1 protein-coding gene (running past one end of the window) is annotated in these 19,062 nt (G+C 64.8%); it reads right to left on the reverse strand.

Annotation, left to right across the window (positions count from 1 at the left end; translation table 11 throughout):
• A protein-coding gene (locus tag ACZ5WW_RS08770) for a beta strand repeat-containing protein (RefSeq protein ID WP_377165085.1) crosses the window boundary here: on the reverse strand, positions 1 to 18,757 show its 5' portion. 13,256 nt of this gene lie to the left of the window's left edge; only the first 18,757 of its 32,013 coding nucleotides appear in the window; it begins with the start codon at positions 18,755 to 18,757; the stop codon falls past the left edge of the window.
• Positions 18,758 to 19,062: the final 305 nt, after the last annotated feature.

Consider the following 19,062-nt stretch of genomic DNA (forward strand, 5'->3'; position numbering starts at 1 on the left):
TGCGGCTCGTTTCGGCAGGCTTGAAGATGGTGACCGTCGTTCCGTTGTTGGCCGTGACGGTGTACAAGCCGTCTGGATTGATCGTGCCGTCGGCATCGACCTTGTCATTCACCGCAAGGGTGCTGCCTGGCAGGGCGAGGCTGATCGTTTCTGCCGGGGCCATGGCGTCACTGGCTTTGTCGATGGTGAAGCTCAGGCCGTCGCTGGCGATGGAGACGACTCGTGAACCGGCCTGGATGCCCTCGCCGCTGATGAGCTGGTTGGTCACCAGACCGGTGGCGTCCCCAACAATGGTGGTGGTGCCGTTGATCGTGCCGGTGACGTTGGTGACGCCGTTGTTCGGCTGGAGCAGCCAGGTGCCGGCATCGGTCTTGGTCAGCGAGGTGGAGCCGGTGCCGTTGCCAATGGCGACGGACATGGTGTTGTTGCCGGTGTTGGTGCCGCCCAAGGTCAGGAGGCGTGCCGTGGTCTGGTTGTTGAAGCCCATGGCGCCTGCGCTGTTAAAGATCAGCGCGCCCGTGCCGGAGGACTCGATTTTACCGCCGGAACTGCCGACGGAGAAGAGCCTGTTGGTCGTGGCTCCCGTGCCGGTGTACCTGAGGGTGCCGCCATTGAGCACAAGGTTGGCCGCGTCTGCGGTGGAGGCACCGATGCCGCTGTTCGCGCGTCCGTTGGCCAGGCTGGCTGTCGAGAGCACACCCCCGGTGATCGTGGTACCGCCGAGGTAGCTGCTGCTGAGAGCATTGGAGGCCATGAGCAGGGTGCCGGCACCGGACTTGGTGAGGGAGTAGCCGACCTGGTTGTCATCGACCACGCCGTTGACGGTGAAGGTGAATCCGGAGCCGACGTTCCATGTCTGGCTGGTGCCCAGGATCAGGCCGCTGTTGATGATGTTGCCGGCGGTGTTGACATTGATGGCCGCAGGATTGAGCAGCATCAGGGTGTTGTTGTTGAGGGTGACCGCCCCTCCTGAGCTGAAGTTGAGGGCGCCGACGACCTGGTTGCCATTGAGGTCGATGCTGAGATTGCCCGGTGTCGGGGTGGTGGTGGAGAAGAAAACGTTGTCAAAAATGCCGGGGATGGAGCCGCTGGCCACACCGCCGCTGGCGGTTGTGTTCCAGTTGGCGCCAGACCACAGGTTGTTGAGGTTGCCTGCCCAGTAGTAGTCTTTGGGTGCGGCCGCAGCGGCCACCTGGATGGCAATGGCCACGGCTTGGGTGGCATCAGTGACGACGGCATTTGAGGCATTCCTCATGACGATGGTCAGCGCATAGCCCTGACCGCCCACGAGGATACCCGGGGTACCCAGAGTCAGCGACTGGCTGATGGCGGTTTTGCCATTGAGATTGAGGCCGCCGGCTTTGAAGGTGATCAGGTCGTGCAGACCGGCTGTCAGGCCGCCGATTCCAGCTTCCGGCAGGATGAAGACGGTGCCGCCGCTGGCGCCGATGCTGACGGTGTTGTTCAGGGCGGTGGTCACGTCGGAGACGACAATGGTGTCAGCCTTGTTGGCGCCGTTGCCGAGGTCAAAGGTCATGCGCACGGTGGAGCCGCTGGCGCCGCCGATGGTCAGACCCGCGCCGGAGACCCATCCGGCATTGCGGTTGATGGTGAGCGTGCCGGTCGAGTCATTGTTCGCCATGCTGAAGGAGGAGCCGGCGGAGAGGATCACCTGAGCGCCATTGGTGGCCACGGTACCCACGTTGCCGATCTGGTAGTTGAAGCCAGCGGTGGTGGCGGCGACCGAGAGGGTGGCGCCGCTGGCCACGGTGACGGTGGCGTTGGGGGTGGCGGAGGCATTGGCCAGGGAGCCGGCGGCGAGCACGAGCGTCCCGGCGTTGATGTTGGTGGCGCCCGTGTAGGTGTTGGCGGCGGTGAGGGACCAGGTGTTGCTGCCGTTCTTGGTCAGGGAGGTCAGGCCTGTGCCGTTGTTGGCGATGACCTTGCCGAAGACGTTGGTGATGGCGGCGATGGAGGTGCCGGTGAGGACGAGGTTGCGGGTCTGGTTGGTGGTGCCGTAGGCCAGCGCGCCACCGCTGGAGCTGAAGGTCAGCGAACCAGTGCCGGAGGCATCGATGGTGGCGGTCGCGCCGGCAACGGTGCTGCCGATGGTGAAGCCACGGTCTGTGGTGGCGTTGATTGCGCCGATATACTTCAGCGTGCCGCCTTCTATGACCAGATTGGACGCAGTGTTTGAGGCTGCGCCGATGCCGCTGCCGGACCCGCCGTTGCCGAGATTGCTGACGCTGATGGTACCGCCCCTGATGGCGACGGCGTTGGCGGCGTTGAAGTTGCTGACGCCGGTGAGGGTCAGCTCGCCGGTGCCGACTTTGACAAGCCTGAAATTTCCTGTGGAGGCACCGGTCAGGACGCCTGAGAAGGTGGTGTTGGTGCTGTCTCCGACGGTCAGCGTGCTGATGATCGAGGTGCCGGTGCCCGTGGAAGTGGTGATGAAACCGCCCCCGGCGAGCGAGGCGATCGTCTGGTTTCTGCCGCCGAGATCCAGGCCGGCGCCGGTGGCGATGGTGAGCGCCGTGCCGCTGGGCAGGATGTTGCCAGCTCCGGTGCCCGAGGTGTTGTCGCTGGTGGAGCCGAGGCGGAGGATGCCTCCGTTGATGGTGGTAGCGCCGGTGTAGCTGTTGGTGTTGTTGGTCAGCACCAGGACGCCGTTGCCTGTCTTGGTGATGCCGCCGGTGCCGCTGATCTGACCGCTGATGGTGGCGATCACGAAGGCGCTGTCCACATTGATGGCCCGTGTGGAGGAGCCCAGGTTGACCGCACCGGTGAGGGTGAAGTTCTGATTGGTCGTCTGGCCGCCAAAGCTGAAGTCTCCATTCACCGTCACAGCATTTCCTGTGTAGGTGGAGAAGTTGAGGGTGTTGGCAGAGCTGGCGGTGGTGACGAAGGAGGAAAGGGTGATGCGGTTGTTGGCAACATCGACAGCCGTGATGTAGGTGCCGGCCTGGATGCCTGAGCCGCCAAAGACGGCCTGACCGACTGCGAGGGAGGCGGCGGCGCCTGCGGTGTTGAGCTGGACGGTGGCAGAGCTGGCGGTGGTGGTGGTGCTGATGCCCGTGACGTTGCCGGCCTGGATGGTCGTGCCGCCTGCGATGGTCAGCGTGCCGGTGCCGACTGCGCCGCTGGTGAGCGCCCCGGGATTGCCCACCGAGTTGGTGCCGAAGATCAGGGTGCCTTCATTGAGGTTGAAGCCGTTGGTGAAGGTGCTGCTGCCGCTGAGCACCAGGGAGCTGTTGCCGATCTTGGAGACGACGCCGTTGGAGCTCGTGATGGGGGCGGAAATCACCAGGCCGATCGGGGAAAGTCCGGACACATTGATGATAGGGTTGCTGCCGGTCAGCTGGATGGCGGAGTTTGCCGCTGTGGTCGCCGCCTGGATGATCGGGGTGGTGGCGAAGTTGTCGTTGACCGCGGTGATGGCGTTGGTGGCGGTCAGGACGAGAGTGCTCACGCCGCCGGTGGGATTGTTGAAAACAAAGCGTGGCTGGGTGGTGCCGCCGGTGTTGTTGAAGTTGATGCTGGCCAGCGTGGTCGTGGTGGCGCTGGTGTAGCTGAACATGTTGAACACCGAACCGCCGTTGAGGGTCAGGTTTGCGCCAGCGGCGATCTGGCCCACCGTGCCGCTGAACTTGTTGGCATTGCTCACGTTGACCGTGGCATTGTTGACGATCAGGTCGCCAGGAATGACGATGGTGCTGGCCGCGCCGTTGAGGTTGAGCGTGCCGCCGTCCACGTAGGTGGCGCCGGTGTAGTCGTTGGAGACTCCGGTGCCGGGATTCAGCGTGAGGGCGCCGCCGCCGCCTTTGACCAGGCTGAAGGCTCCGGTGAGCTTGATGTTGAAGTTGGTCGTGCCCTGATTGATGTACACGAAGAAGTCAGGGCCGGTGGCGGTGATGGCAGAGGCCACGTTGCCGGCGGCGATGGTGGAACCGCCGGAGTTGGTGAGCAGGCCGACGTTCAGGGTGAGGGTGACGGCGGTGGAGCCGTTGCCGAGGGTGAGCTGGCCGCCGGTGTAGCGCAGGGAGTTGACCGTCTTGGATGTCAGCAGCGTGGGGCTGTTGCCGTCGCTGACGTTCCAGGTGGACAGGGTGCTGGCGGAGGTGATGTCAAAGCCGTCGTAGGTCGGGAAGGCATTGCCGCCGGCATACACGTTGCCGCCCACGGTGGTGCTGAGCGCGCCGATGCCGACGCCGTCCTTGTAGGTGGCGAAGCTGTCGCCGTTCACGACAGCCCAGCCGCCGATGAGCTTGTTGACGAGCGTGCTGGCGGAGACGCCGACGCCGTTGATCAGGGAGATCTGCACGGAGGCGTTGTTGTTGTTTCCTGTGCCGCCCATGCCCACGCCGTTGCCGGCGATGAAGTTGACCATGCTGCGGTCGCTGTCCGTGCGGGTGAGCGAGCCGATGCTCAGGCTGACGGCGCTGCCGGCGTTGGCGGCAGGAGTGACGGTGATGGTGCTGCCACCGCGCTGAATGACGAGGTTGTTGATCACCACATTGGTGTCGAGCGAGCCCCCGCCGGTGATGGTGAGCGCACCGCCCTGGAGGGAGACCGTTGTCGCGGCGTTGAAGCGCACGGGGTTGAGGTTGTCCAGGGTGGTGAGGCCGCTGTCGTCCCAGTTCAGGGTGGCGAAGTTGATGCCGATGGAGGAGGTGCCGGAGAGGGTGCCCGCATCGCGCAGCGTGAGGCTGTTGCCACGCAGCACGGTGGCGCCGGTGTAGGTGTTGACGTTGGTGAGCGTGAGGGCTGCGTTGGAAGTGAGGGCCAGGTTGCCCGTGAGGCTGCCATTGAAGCTGGTGGTGCTGCCTGTGACCGTCATGGTGGCGAGCGTGCCGGATGAGTTGGTCACGATGCCGCCGGCGCCGACGCTGTTGTTGCTGCCGAAGGAGCTGAACGCCCCGTTGTAGCCGTTGAGCTCGAGCGTGCCGCCGTTGACGGCGAGGCCCTGGAAGCTGGCGATGGTGGTGGTCGGAGCGCCCAGAGGAGTGATGGTCTGCGGAGCCCAGATGGTGTTGTTGCCACCATTGAGGATGAGGGTGCCGGCGTTGACAGTGGTGACGCCGCTGTAATAGCCGCGACGGTTGAGGCTCAGGGTGCCCTCCCCGGATTTGACCAGACCGCCGCCGGTGTTGAAGAGGAAGCTGTTCACATTCAGCACGGTGTCCGCACCGATGGTGTAGAAATAGAACGCCGCGTTGTTGTTGGAGGCAAAGAACGGGGTGTTGATGCCGGCATTGCCGCTGAAGGCGAGCACGCCGCCGGTGTTGACCAGTTCGTAAAGCTGGGAGGCGCTGGTGTTGAAGATGCCCATGGCCGCCACGCTGCCATTGGAGACACCGCCGCCGCTGAGCAGGGTCAGGCTGTTGCTGTTCTGGCTGAAGGTGATGACGGTGTTGGTGCTGAGCTGGAAGTTGGTGGTGAGGCTGTTGGAGAGGGCCTTGCTCATTTCAGCGTCCGTCAGAGGGCGCAGGTAGCCGGTGACGGAGTCCTTGGTGGTGAACCATGGCACGCCTTCATAGGTGACGTCGGTGTTGGAGCTGATGTCCTGGCTGGCATTTCCGGAGAGCGTGATGGTCAGGCCGCTGATGCCGACCACCTTCTGCCCGAGGAGGGTGTCTCCCACCGTCAGGTTGAGAGGAACGCTGGTGACGGTGACCTGGTTCGACTCGACGGAGCTGGCGCTGACCGTGACCTTGCCGACGTCCTGGGCGAGGATGTCCGAGCGGATCGTGCGGGTGGTGGTGCCGTTGGCCCCGTTGCCCTGGCCACCGATGACGTTGAATGTCGTGGCCAGCATGTTGGCAAAGCCTGCGCTGCCCGTGGTTCCGGCGGCGCTGAAGTTCCCCTGCAGGATGAGGCTGGCTCCGGCCTGCTGTGCGGTGAGCGTGCTGGCCGTGAAGGTGACCTGGGTGGCAGGGTCCGCGTTCAGAGAGATGATGCCGCTGCCGCTGCTGATGGTGAGGGTGCCGACATTTTCAACGGTGTTCGCGCTGCTGCCGCCCACGATTTTGAAGGTACCACCGCTGATGGTGAGAAGGCTGGCCGGGGTGGCGGTGAGCGGGGTGGCAAGGCGGTTGTTGAGGTTGCTGGCGCTGTTGTCCAGCGTGAGGGTACCGCCTGTGAGGATGGTCTGGCTTGGCAGAATGGCCGTGCCTGCGCCGGCGTAGGTGACCGTGCCCAGGCCCACCGTCAGCACACCGGTGGAGCCGCTGGTGGCGTTTTGCACACCGGTGATGGTCATGTTGCCGGTGCCGATCTTGGTCAGCGAGATGGCGTTTGGCGTGCCGTCATTGAAGCGGTTGAGCTGGCCGGAGTAGGTGGTGTTGCTGTTGTTGAAGCCCACGGTGAGCAGGGCGTTGTTGGCCACGCTGTTGAAGACCGAGCCGCTGCCTGCCAACGCACCCCAGACGGTGGACTGGCCGTTGAGGTTGAGGGAGGTGCCCGAGTTCAGCGTGAGGGTGGAGAAGCGGGAACCGGCGTTGACCGCACCGGACTGGATGTTGCCGCCCATGACGTTGACGCCGCCGACGAAGGTGGACTGGTTGATCTGAAGCACGCCGTTGCCCAGCTTGTTGAAGCCGCCGAGGGAGCCCACCACGCCGCCGAGAACGAGGCCGGGGGTGGTCGGGGCAAAGTTGTTGAACCCGGCAAAGTCGAAGGTGTTGACGGTGATGTTGTTGAGAGAGCTTCCCAAGTCGATGCGGCCGACGACCAGCGGCGAGGCGGCCGGATTGAGCGGATTGGAGACAATGCCGCCGGAGCCGATGGTGAGCAGGCCGTCACCCGAGTTCACGGTGGGGGCCAGATTGCCGCCGCCGGAGCCGTTGAAGACCAGGCCATTCAGGGTCTGGGTGCCGCCGAGCACCAGGATGCCGCTGCCGTTGATGGTGACGGAGTTGCTGGCATCAATGATGCCGCCTGCCTGCTGGACGAGGATGGCGCTGCCGGGAGTGGCGCCACCGTTGATGGTGATGCCACCTGTGCCGAGGGAGCCGGTGCTGCCGATGAGGAGGACACCACCATTGATGACCGTGCCACCCGTGTAGGTGTTGAGGGCGTTGAGGGTGAGGTTGGCCGCGCCGTCGCTGCCGGACATGATCATGCGCAGGGCTCCGGTGCCGTTGTCCTTGATGACCGCATTCATGGTGAAGGTGCGGTTGGTGCCACCATAGGGCAGGACGTGGATGTAGAGGTCGCTGGCGGTGTTGGCCAGGCCGCCGGTGATGAAGCCGTTGTTGATGGCGATGTTGATGTTGTCTGCACCCAGAGCCAGCAGGAGTCCCCCGCCCTGCAGCGTGAGGGTGTTGCCGCCCAGGTTCACCGTCGTGGCGGCCACGGTGGGGTTGATCAGGGAGAAGGTGTTGACGGTGGTGTCTGTCACCAGCGGGCCGACGCTGGCGGTGGCGCGGATGTTGTCCGTGGCCAGCGGTGTGCCGGTCAGGGTGTTGAGGGAATAGCCGGCAAAACCCGTCTGGCTGAGGCGGCCTACGCCCAGGTCGGGGATGTAGCTGGCGAATTCACGGTCCACGATGGCCCAAGGTCCGATCAGGCCGTTGGTAAGTCCGCCGCTGTTGATGTTGGAGCCTCCGGTGTTGCCGCTGGTCGGCACGCCGTTCAGGCTGCTGATGAGGATGCGGCCGACGTTGCCGTTGGCGCCAAGGCCGTTGTCCGGGAAGCGCACGGTCGCGGTCGAGCCCGCACTGCGGGTGAGGGAGAGGATGTTGAGCGTGGCGGAGTTGATGCCGGTGCCGCCGTTGGCCGCCTGGATCATGTTGAGGCCTTCGGAGAGGATCACGTTGCCGACGGACTGCGAGGTGTTGGCCTGGGTGCGTCCCTGATAGACCAGCGACCCGCCTTTGAGGGTGATGTCCGCCGAGAGGTTCACACGGTTGGCGAGGGCAAAGTTGACGTTGTCGTCAAGGCGCAGGACGGCGTAGTTGATGGCGATGGAGGAGGTGTTGGCCAGCGTGCCGCCGTCCACGAGCCCGTTGGTGCCGCCTGCAAAGATCGTGGCACCGCTGTAGGTGTTGGCGTTGAGGAAGTTGTAGGTCTGGTTGCTGCTCTTGAAGAAGTTCATGGCTCCGGCGCCGGCTTCCTGCTTGATGATGCCGCCAAAGTTGAAGCCGCCGCTGTCCAGGCCGAAAATGAGGGCGGCTGCATTGGTGGAGGTGTTGGTGAAGGTACCGGCATTGCCCTGCAGGGCCGCGCTGTCACCACGGGTGCCGAGGGCAAACTGGGAGTTGCCGTTCAGGTCCAGCGTCGCGCCTGTGGCGACGATGAGGAACTGGTTGGGCGTGAGGGTGTTGTTGCCGCCGTTGAGCTTCACGGTGCCGCCGTTGATGACGAAGTTGCCGGTGAGGATCTGGCCGCTGATGTTGGCGACGCCGGCCATGTTGTTCGGCGCGTTGATGATGAGCGTGCCGCCCGAGTCTTTCACAAAGCCACCGGCACCCGTCATCAGGCTGTTGATGGTGAGCTGTGTGCCGTCAGCCACGGCCACGTAGGCCTGCATGTTGACGTTGTTCACGTTCGGGAAGTTGAGGCGGGGGATGCTGATCGTGTTGTTGCCGCCCACATTGAGGATGGACCCTGAGTTCAGCGTCAGCGTGGCGCCCTGGGTGGCGACGGAGTTGGTCAGATTGAGGCCGTTGCCGCTGATCTTGATGGCGTTGACGGTCCGGGAGGTGCTGCCCAGGAAGGTCAACGCTCCCGTGATGTTCATGGTGTCCGTAGCGGCGGCGGTGTCGAGGTTGTTGCTGGCATTGTAGGCGGTGTAGCCTGCGGTGCCAAAGGCGCCCACGCCTGTGCCCGTCACATACCCGGCGAAGTCCACGCCGTTGACCAGCGTGCGCAGGATGAGGCCGTTGGAGGTGCCCGGTGCGGTGGTGAAGAGGACTTTGTTGCCGGCGGTGCCGAGGTTCGTGCCGACGAAGTTTGTGCTGGAGTCACCGTTGTTGTTCCAGTTGGAGAAGGTGAGGGTGTTGGTGCCCGACCCCTGGTTCATGATGATGGTGTTGGTCGCGGCGCGGTTGGTGGTCAGCGCGCCGAGGGTCTGCGCGGAGGTGCCGGAGCCGCCGTCAAAGCGCAGGGTGCCGCCATTGAGCGTGACTGCACGCGCGCCCGCAAAGTGGGCGGTGGCTGCGCCGACGGTGTCGTCCACCCAGAGCAGTCCCGAGGGGCCCTGCACGGTGATGCCGCCTGTGCCGCCGAGGGTGACGCCGGAGCCGGTGATCTTGAAGGTGCCTTCATTGATGACCAGGCCGTTGACAAAGGAGGCGCTGTTCACGCTCAGCGTGGTGGTGCCCGCCCCCATCTTGGTGATGGAGCCCAGCGCGCCGAAGCCGTTGGTGGTGATGTTGATGTTGCCGCCGCCGACAAGGGTGAGGGCCTGCGCGCCGGTGATGGAACCGGTGATGAGGAGCGTGTTGCCGGCGTCTGCCCCGATGGCGGAGGCCGTGGCGAGGGTGATGGTGCCCCCGATCGTGCTGGTGCCGCCGCCGACGGCCTGCACAGCACCGCCGTTGTTGATGCCCGAGCCATTGAGGCTGAGCTGCTCGGTGCCAATGTTCACACTGTTGATCTGAAGGGCGGCGCCTGTGCCGGTGACGACGGTGTTTCCAGTGACGGTGCCGAGGGCGCCTGCATTGGTGACCCTGACCACGCCTGCGCCGATGGTGAGCACGCCATTCCAGGTGCTGTTGAGGTTGTTGAGCACCAGCGTGCCGTTGTCATTTTTGCGCAGCGCGTTGGAGACGGCTCCGAGGCCAAAGGCCGTGTTCAGAGTCAGCGTGTTGCCAGTCGTCACTTCGATGGCGTTGCTGGCCTGATTGAGGGTGATGGTGCGGTTGGTGGAGAAGGTGCCGGTCGCGCGCAGGCCCACGGCGGTGGCGGAGTTCACGTTGAGGATCACTCCATTGGCCACGTTGCCCAGCGCGGCGTCCGAGGACGCGGCGACCACACCGGCCTGAATGTCCACCGTGCCGGTGAAGGTGTTGGTGTTGGTGAGCACCAGGGTGCCGGCACCGATCTTGGTGATGCCGCCGCCGGAGACGACTCCGGAGAGGAGCAGGCCCTGGATGAGGCTGGAGTCCGAGGCGTTGGCCACATTGACGACCTGGCCGGAGCCGAGGGTGACGTTGCTGGTGATTTCCAGACCGTAGCCGTTGTTGTTGGCCACGGTCAGGACGCCGTTGGTGAAGGTGGTGCCCGTGGAGCCTTTGATCTGGATCGTTTTGTAGGCAGCCGAGGTGAAGAGCGGCGCATACACGGTGCCGAGGCGGCCGACGGTGAGGTTCATGGCCTGGCTGGAGACCACGGTGATGCCGCTGTCGATGACCTGGCGGGAGGCGGTGCCGTCCCCGTCATTGAGCAGGGAGAGATTCCCGCCGTTCATGTTCAGCGTGATGGTGTTTCCTGCGGCGAGGGCACCGATGGAGAGCGTGCCGAGGCCGGTCTTGTTGATGACGATGTTGCCCGGCGTGGTGACGCGGGTGATCTGGCCGAGGGCGGCGGTCATGCCGGGGTTGATGACGTTGATGGTCACCGCGTTGGGCAGGGTGACGAGGCCGCTGAGGGTGAGGTTTGTGCCGGTGGAGACGGTGCTGTCAAACCGGAACTCGCCGTTGAAAGCGGAGTTAAAGGTCACTGCGTTGCCGATGGTCAGGCTGGTGCTGCTGAGGAGGGTCAGGTTGTTGCTGCCGGACATGGTCAGGGTGCCGGTGCCGATGGGGCCTGCGCTGACGCCGCCGGTCACGCCGCTGTTGAAGACGCTGCCGGTGCTGAAGAGCAGGCTGCCGTTTTGCAGGCTGACGCCGCCGGTGAAGGTGTTGGCCGCGCTGAGCTGCAGCAGCCCTGCGCCTGTCTTGATGATGCTGGCGTTGCCGGTCATCACGCTGGCAATGTTCAGGGTGGGCTGCAGCGGGGCGAGGTTGGTGCCGTTGGCCATCACCGGCGCGATGTCAAAGGTGTGGCTGCCCGTGCTGAGGGCGACGGTGCCGTTGGTGGCGTAGCTGACGACGTTGGTGAAGCCTGCGCCGGCGTTGCCGTTGATGGCGTTGGCAGAAAGCGTGATCTTGGTTCCGGAGACGCCGGTGACGACGGTGCCCGCAGCGAAGTTGCCGCCCACCATCGGGGTGCCGACGGTCACGTTGGACATGTTGCCGGAGACGAGGGTCACAACGTTCGAACCGATGGTGCCGGTGACCACGATGCCAGCGCCAGCGATGGTGGCGACGGAGCCGAGGTTGGAAGAGCTCGCGGTGACGTTGCCGTTCAGGGTCAGCACGCCATTGCCGAGAAAGACCGAGGGGCTGTTGCCGCCGGTGTTGTTGAAGACCAGGCCGCCGAGCGTCTGGTTGAAGTTGTTGAGCTCAAACACGCTGCCGCCCAGCATGGAGAGTGTGGCGGTGCTGTTGATCTGCTCCGAGGCTCCGAGCATCACCGTGGTGGTGCGCTCCTGGAAGGTGCTGCCGTTGGTGCTGCCGCCGCCGGTGATGGTGACATTGCCGGTGCCGAAGGCGCGGCCTGTGGCGGAGCTGGCGACGACGAAGCCCGCATTGACGTAAGTGCCGCCGGTGTAGGTGTTGTTGCCGGAGAGCACGAGCTGGTTGGTGCGGTAGCCGCTGACCCCGGCGGTGACGCCGCGGCCTTCGGTGCCGTCCAGGACCAGGGTGACCGCGCCGCCGCTGTTGTCCACGATGTTGGCGTCCACAAAGACGTTGCGGCCATAGACGTTGCCGTTGCCGTTCACGTACCCGAGGGCGTGAATGTAGAGATCGGCCGCGCCATTGCCGGCGGTGAGATTGCCGCCCTTGATGATGAGGGGCATGTTCAGGGAGCTGACGAAGGACGTGGCCGTGGGGGCGGTGATGTTGGCGTTGGCGTTGTCCGCCAGCGTGACGGTCAGGCCGTTGATGGCGGTGACGGTGCTGCCCAGGATCGTGGACCCGATGGTGAGGGTGTTGGGCATGGTGGCCAGCAGGACGGTGTTGCTGGTGGTGGAGCTGGTGACCACGTTGACCTGCGTGTTGATGAGGTCAAAGCCCTGGGAGGCGATCAAGCCGCCGCTCGCGAGGTTCAGCGTGTGGCCGCCGAGGTCGAGCGTGCTGTTGCCGGATACCACCATGGCAAGGCTGTTGACGGTGCGGTCTCCGGCCATCGTGTAGGTCTGCGGCAGGGTCAGGGTGGGATTGGCGGAGCCGAGGTTCTGGTCGATGGTGAATTTGTTGCCGTCGATGATGGAGGTCACCACGGCGCCGACGGGGATGCCGCTGCCGAGGATGGCGTCACCGACCTTCAGGCCGGCGGTGCTGGCGATGGTGAGCTCGTTGCTGCCCACGGTGCCGGTGGAGCTCACCGCGGCGTAGGTCATGCGGATGTTGTCCGTGGCGGAGCCCGAGTTGAGGTCGTTGCTGGAATAGCCTGCGTAGCCGGCGGAGTTCAGGGCGCCCACGCCGGTGGCGGTGTTGTAGCTGGCGAAGTCACGCTCCACGACGGCCCAGCCGCCGATGATGCCGTTGGTGAGGGAGGTGACGATGCCATTGCTGATCTGCGTCGGCGTGGGGGTCTGGCCCCAGCTGTTGAAGAACACGCGGGCGGTGCCGTTGCCGTAGTTGCCGGTCACGTTGAAGAAGCGCAGGGTGCCGTGGTCGGCGGCGGGGCGGTAGAGGTCGGCAAAGGTGGCGGTGGAGCTGTTGATGCCCGTGCCTGGAGCGGCCACGTCGATGACGCTGGCACCTTGGGAAAGGGTCAGGGAGCCGAAGGCCTCGGTGCCTTCGCTGCCGAAGCGTGCGCGGTACTGGATCATGCCGCCGCGCAGGGTGATGGCGGCATTGTCGTTGATGCGGTTGTCAACCAGCGCGTCGAGGATGCTGGTGCCGTTGTTGTTGCTCAGCAGCAGGGTGGACTGGTTGAGGGTGATGGAGGAGGTGTTGCTCAGGGTGGCGGTGCCCAGGAGCTGGAGACGGCCGCCATTGAGGAGCGTGGGGCCGGTGTAGGTGTTGGCGGAATAGATGTTCCAGTCCGTGTAGGAGTTGGCGCTGGTGGAGCGCACCAGGGCGATGTTGCCGGTGATGGAGCCGGAGAAGCTGCCGCCGGAGTTGACGAGGCCCAGCGTGGCCTGGTTGGCGGAGGTGTTGATGATGGTGCCGCCGATGTCGGGAATGAGATTGGCGTTCAGGGGCGAGGTGGTGTTGACGCGCAGGAGGTTGAGCACCTGCACGTTGCCGTTGAGGTCGAGCGAACCGCCCTGGAGCACGAAGTCGCTGTTCCAGAAGATGGTGTTGGTGCCGCCGGCCAGCTTGATCACGCCTTCATTGATGGCCGTGCCGCCGGTGTAGAACTGCTGGGTGGAAAGTGTGAGCGTGGATGCGCCGGCCTTTGCGAGACCTGCCGAGACGCCGAACATGGCGGCGTTGACCGAGAGGTCGCTGAGCGTGTAGTAGACGAACTGGTTGTTGCTGCTGGTGCTCAGGCGGCCGACGCCGGTGCCGCCGATGCTGGCTCCTGTGGCGCCTGCCAGCACGAGGACGCCGCCGCTGTCCAAGGTGAGGGTCTGGGCGGCATTGAGGGTGACCGCGCCGCCCGTCTGGAGGGTGAGCGAGTTGATGGTGAGGCTGTTGAGCAAGGTGGTGGTGACGATGCCGCCGCCGATGCCCTGATTGGTGGAAAGCAGCACGTTGAGCGGGGTGGCGGTTCCGGCGAGGTTGTTGGTCAGCGTGGTGACCATTTCCGTGGAGGTGTTCAGCGGACGCAGCAGGCCGGTGACGCTGTCTGCCGTGGCGAAAGAGGTGCCTGAGCCGGTGGAGCTGTTGTCCACGATGACCCATGGAATGATGCCCTTGTTGGTGGTGCCCGCGCCGCCCTGCTGGCCGGTGAAGGTAAAACCGCCGGTGGAGGACTGGAAGGAGCCGGTGCTCAGCCCGCGGACGAGCATGGTGCCGGTGATGCCGCCATTGTTGGTGGCACGGGTGACGGAGCCGGTGACGAAGCTGGCCTGCTGGCCGCTGAGCGTGACGATGGTCTGGCCCGCGTTGACCGTGAGCGCGCCCATGGTTTCAGAGGTGGCGGCGGAGGCGTTGCCCTTGAGGTTGATGGCGCCGCCATAAAGGGAGAGCGCACGGCCGCCGAGGCGGTCGTTGACGTTGGTGCCGGTGCTGTCGAGCGTGAGTGTGCCCTGCGGTGTCACAAAGACCGTGCCGGAACCGCCACCGGACCCGGGCGTGCCCAGCGTGCCTGAGCCGTTGAGCAGCAGCGTGCCGTTGCTGGCGTAGAGCGTCTGCCCCGGGAAGGCGTTGGCGGCGGTGATCGTCCAGGTGCCGGTGCCTGCCATGATGAGCGAGTAGGTGCCGTTGGCAAGGTTGCCGTCAACGCCCATGGCGGTGTCGATGAAGCCGTTGCCAGCGCCGACGAGGCCGAACCAGGAGCTGCGGTTGGAGCCGGCGGTGCCCACGCGGCCGATCATGCTGCCGGTGATGTGAAGGGTGGAGCCCAGGTCCACGCCGATGGTGGCGGAGCGGTTGTTGCCGTCACCGTTGGTCTGGCCGGAGAAGGTGATGTTGCCACTGTAGGTGTTGTTGCCGCTGAGGGAGTAGGACTGGCTGGTGGCGGTGTTGATGGTGGCGTTGGCGTTGGAGGCCAGGGTGATGGTGCTGCCATTCACATTCGTGATGGTGGAGCCCATGAAGCTGGCACCGGCCACGAGCATGGCCGGAGGCGCCCCCACGATGGTGACCGTGGTGCTGGAGGTGGAGCTGCTGAGGACCTGCACCGTGCCGGAGAAGGAGGTGCTGCGGAGCGCGCCGGCGCCGTTGATGCCGTTGGAGGTGTTGTTGTTGCCCGGATTGAAGACCAGGGCCTCGGCAACGTTGATGCCGCCGGTGATCTCCAGCGCGGCCGCGACGTTGGCCACCAGCGTGTAGGCGGAGCCGGAGCTGGAGGCGAGGGTGAAGCTGCCGGTGGAGCCGAGGGCCGCTGCGTTCGTGACGCGCACCACCCCCTGGCCGATGGTGAGAATGCCGTTCCAGGACGAGGTCAGGCCGGGGAGCCCCTGGGTCATCGGCTTGGAGAGCACCAGCGTGCCGATGTCATTCTTCTGCAGGTTGTTGCTGTTGCTGGAAAAGCTGAAGGTGTTGTCCATCGAGAAGGTGTTGCCACCTGTCACGTCGATGGCGTTGCTGGCCTGGTTCATGATGAAGGTGCGGCCGGCAGAGTGGAAGGTGCCGTCCGCACGGAGCCCGGCGGTGGTGGAGTTGGTGTTGACCAACACCTGGTTCAGCGAATTGCCGAGCGCCTCGTTGCTCGTGAAGGCCAGCACGCCGCCGGTGACGTTGATCACGGAGGTGCCGGTGACCGGCGTGGTGCCGGTGAAAGATCCGGTGAGCGCCTGGCTGAGGTTCAGCTGCGTCAGCACGAGGGTGGTGTCCGTCGTGCTCACATTGCTGGAGAGCACGAGCTGCCGCCTGACGAGCGTGGGGTTGTTGGCGGTGATGGGCTGGCTGAGGCGCAGGGTGGTGCCGTCGATGACTTCCGCCACAAACGTGCCGGCCGGGATGCCGCTGCCGGACACGGCCATGCCCGCACGGAAGGTGGTGGTGCTGGCCACCGTGACGTTGGTGCTGCCGATGAAGCTGTTGGTGGTCGTGTCGGTGACGTTGTCGTTCACCTGGGTGATCCGGGTGCCGGAGGCGATGCCGTCCCCGCTGATGAGCATGTTCACCGCAAAGGTGCCGGTAAGGCTGTTGGCCAGGGTGAGGACGTTGCCGCCGCTGGCCACGCTGGTGGCAAACGTCTGCGTGGAGATGGAGCTGATGCGGGTGCCGCCGTTGGCGGTGTTGACGCCGGTGGCGGTGAGCAGCTGCCCGGCGGCGAGCTGGGCCGCGCTCTCCACGGTGAGGACCGTGCTGCCGCTGTTGCCAAAGGCATTGAAGGTGACGGTGCCGCCGAAGTTGTTGCTGCTGTTGCTCAGGAGCATCGTGCCGCCGCCGGCTTTGACGATGCTGTTGCCCAGGCCGGTCACCTGACCGGCAAGCTCAAGGCCGCTGACCAGGTTGTTGGAGGAGGTGCCGTTGTTCACCGTGAAGGTCGGGGAGCCGGTCAGCGAGGTGACGCCGCTCACCCGCAGGCCGTAGGCGTTGTTGTTGGCCACGGTCAGGTTCTGGTTGCTGATGGTGAGGCTGGAAATCTGCGCGCGCTTGTTGGCGGCGGGGGTGAAGTTTCCTGTGACGGCGGGAGAGATGGCGCCGACGGTGATGGTGGCCGAACCGGTGACGGTGATGTTTTCGTTGAAGGCCAGGTTTTCCAGGCGGCCGGTGCCGTCCCCGTTGTCCAGCAGCTGCAGGGTACCGCCCGCCATGGTGAAGGTCTTGCCATTGAGGGCGCTCACGCCCAGGACGCGCAGGTTGGAGCCTGCTTCAAAGACGAGCTGGCCGAGGAAGCCGGAGTTGTTTCCGGTGAGGGTCACGGTACCGCTGGCAGAGGCAAAGCCGGTCTGCTGCACGACCCCGGTGGCCAGGGCGTTGATGGCGCTGACGGTGGTCACGGAGTTCATCTGCGTGGAGCGGATGATGATGGAGGTGCTGGCGTCGCCGGTGATGCCGCCGGAGATGATCAGGTTCGCCCCCGGATCTGTGGCAGGACGACCACCGGCGATGGCGTCGAGCACGAGGGTCTGGTTGCTGGCGATGTTGACCGCACCGCCGAGCGTGACGGAGGCGGCGTTGGCGGTGGACTGGATGCTGCCGCTGGTATTGACCTGCACGGCGTTGTTAAACACCGGGCCGCCGCCGTTGAGGTTGCCGCCGCCCGTGGAGGCGAGCACGAGATTGCCGCCCGAGAGCACGATCTTGGCCGAGCCGATGGGGTCAAAGGCTCCGGCGGAGGCGCTGCCGGTGAGCACCAGCGTGGGGGTCTTGGAGAAGGTGAGCGAGGTGGAGCTCACGATCGAGGAGGCGTCTCCGGAGACCTTGAAGTGCGTGGCGTCGATGATGGCGGTGATCACGGTGCCCTTGGGGACGCCGGCGCCGCTGACGGTCATGCCCACGGAGAGGCCTGCCGTGCTGCCGGTGGTCAGGGTGCTGGCCTTGCCGCCGAGGGTGCTGTCTGTGCCGTAGCTGGAGGCGAGGTAGGTGGCGCTCTGGGTCACCTTGGTGCCGATCATCTCGATGCTGGAGGTGGAGCCCAGGGAGTTGGCGACCTGGTTCTGATTGAAGTAGAGCCAGCCGGAGCCGGTCTTCTGGATGGTCATGGCGCGGCCCTGGTCGGAGACGACGCCGTCAAAGGCCACATTGATGTCCGAGTTGATCGTGACGGTGCCGGCGGTGCCCGAGCCCAGGGTGCCGAAAACGGTGGGCGCCGAGGTGGTGCCGCCAAAGCGCAGGGTCTTGCCGAAGCCGTCGCCGTTGCCCACCACGGGAGTGTCCCCGAGGAGGTCGTAGGCGGTGGCCTTGAGGGTGACGCCGTTGTCGATCAGCAGGCGGCCCATCTGCACGGAGGAGACGGTGGTGTTGGAGAGGGAGATCTCCGCGTTGCCGGTGAGGCGCACGTCATTGCCAAACTGGAGGGCGCTGCTGGCCCCGTTGAGGGTGTTCACGTCTGCCTGGTGCAGGGCGCTGCTGGGGATGACTTTGCGGATCTGCCCGTTGCCGTCGTCGGTGTCCGGACCGGCGTAGCCGAGGTTGAGGCTGCCGCCGCCGGAGCCGTTCACATAGTCGATGCGGATGTCATGCGAGCCGGAGGCGAGGAAGATGGCGGTGCTGGAGAGGTCCGTGGCGCCTTTGCCGCCGTCGTTGTTGAGGACGAGCTTGCCGTCGATGTAGATCTTGGCGCCGTCGTCCACGCTGGCAAAGAAGGTGTAGGCTCCGGCCTGGCCGATGTCCACCTTGCCGACCCACTGCACGCCCTGGGGAGCCGTGGTGGTGCTGAAACTGGTGCCGGTGACGAAGAAGTCGGTGGAGAGGCTGGCGGCGGGGGCGGTGAAGTCCACCAGACCGCTGTCTCCGGTGCCGTTGGTGGCAAACACGCGGCCGGAAAGCCCGTTGGAGGTGGAGTTGAAGCCGCGGATGTCCAGCCGTGAACCGGCCTGCAGGGTCACCTGGTTGGTGCCCAGGGGATTTTTCCCGGTGTTGAGGTCGGTGGAGTTCGCGAGGACGCGGAGCTGGGCCCTGTTGCCCACGGTGATGCCGCCGGTCAGCGAGGTGGCAAAGTTGTTGTTCTGCGTGCCCAGGTAGAGGACGCCGTAGTGGGAGCCAGGGTTGGCGCTGGAGGAGTCAGCGAACTGGATGGACAGGCCGTTGGTACCGGCGAGCGGCGCGGTGAGGCGGGCTTCGGTGTCTCCTGCGAGCGACTGGGAGCTGCCTTTGATCGTGATGGTGGGGGAGGCCCCGGCAAAGGTCAGGGTGTTGGTGCTGGAGGAGGAGTTGATGGTGGTGCCCGAGACGTCAAACTCCAGCCCGCCCACGGTGATGGGGGCGGTGAGGGTGACGCCGGCGGTGCCGAGGAAGACGGCGAGGTTGTTGGCCGCGTTGTTCCACGTCACCTGGGAGCCGGCGACGTTGGTGGGCACGGAGGTCATCCAGTTGGCGGTGGTGGTGTCCCAGTTGCCGCTGCCATTTTCACCGGAGACCTTTCCATCCGTGGTCCAGTAGATGGTGGCGGACTGCAGCGGCGTGGCGACTTGCATGACGAACACCAGCACGGTCATAAACCAGCCGAGAAGGATGCGATTACGTCGAAGAGTTTTCATTAGAACAAAAGGATGCGGAAGCGGAGCGGGAGAATGGAAAATTAAAAAAGGGGCACAAAAAAGAGCGCGGATGGCGTTCAGTCACTGCCATGGGCACCCACTGGAAACCCTAAAAACTCACAGTCGTTCGACCAAACGAGCGTTTCGTTTTTGCGCAGGTCGATGGGGCGGTTTCTCATGTGGATGCAAAGGATTGGTTCAGGCCAATGGATATGCCGGGGTATGACATGCCCAATTAGCCTAGCGTTCAGAATAGCTAATTTGAATCCGTCACGTCAATGCAAATACATCGACTTTACGAATTT

Source organism: Prosthecobacter fluviatilis (assembly GCF_055388355.1).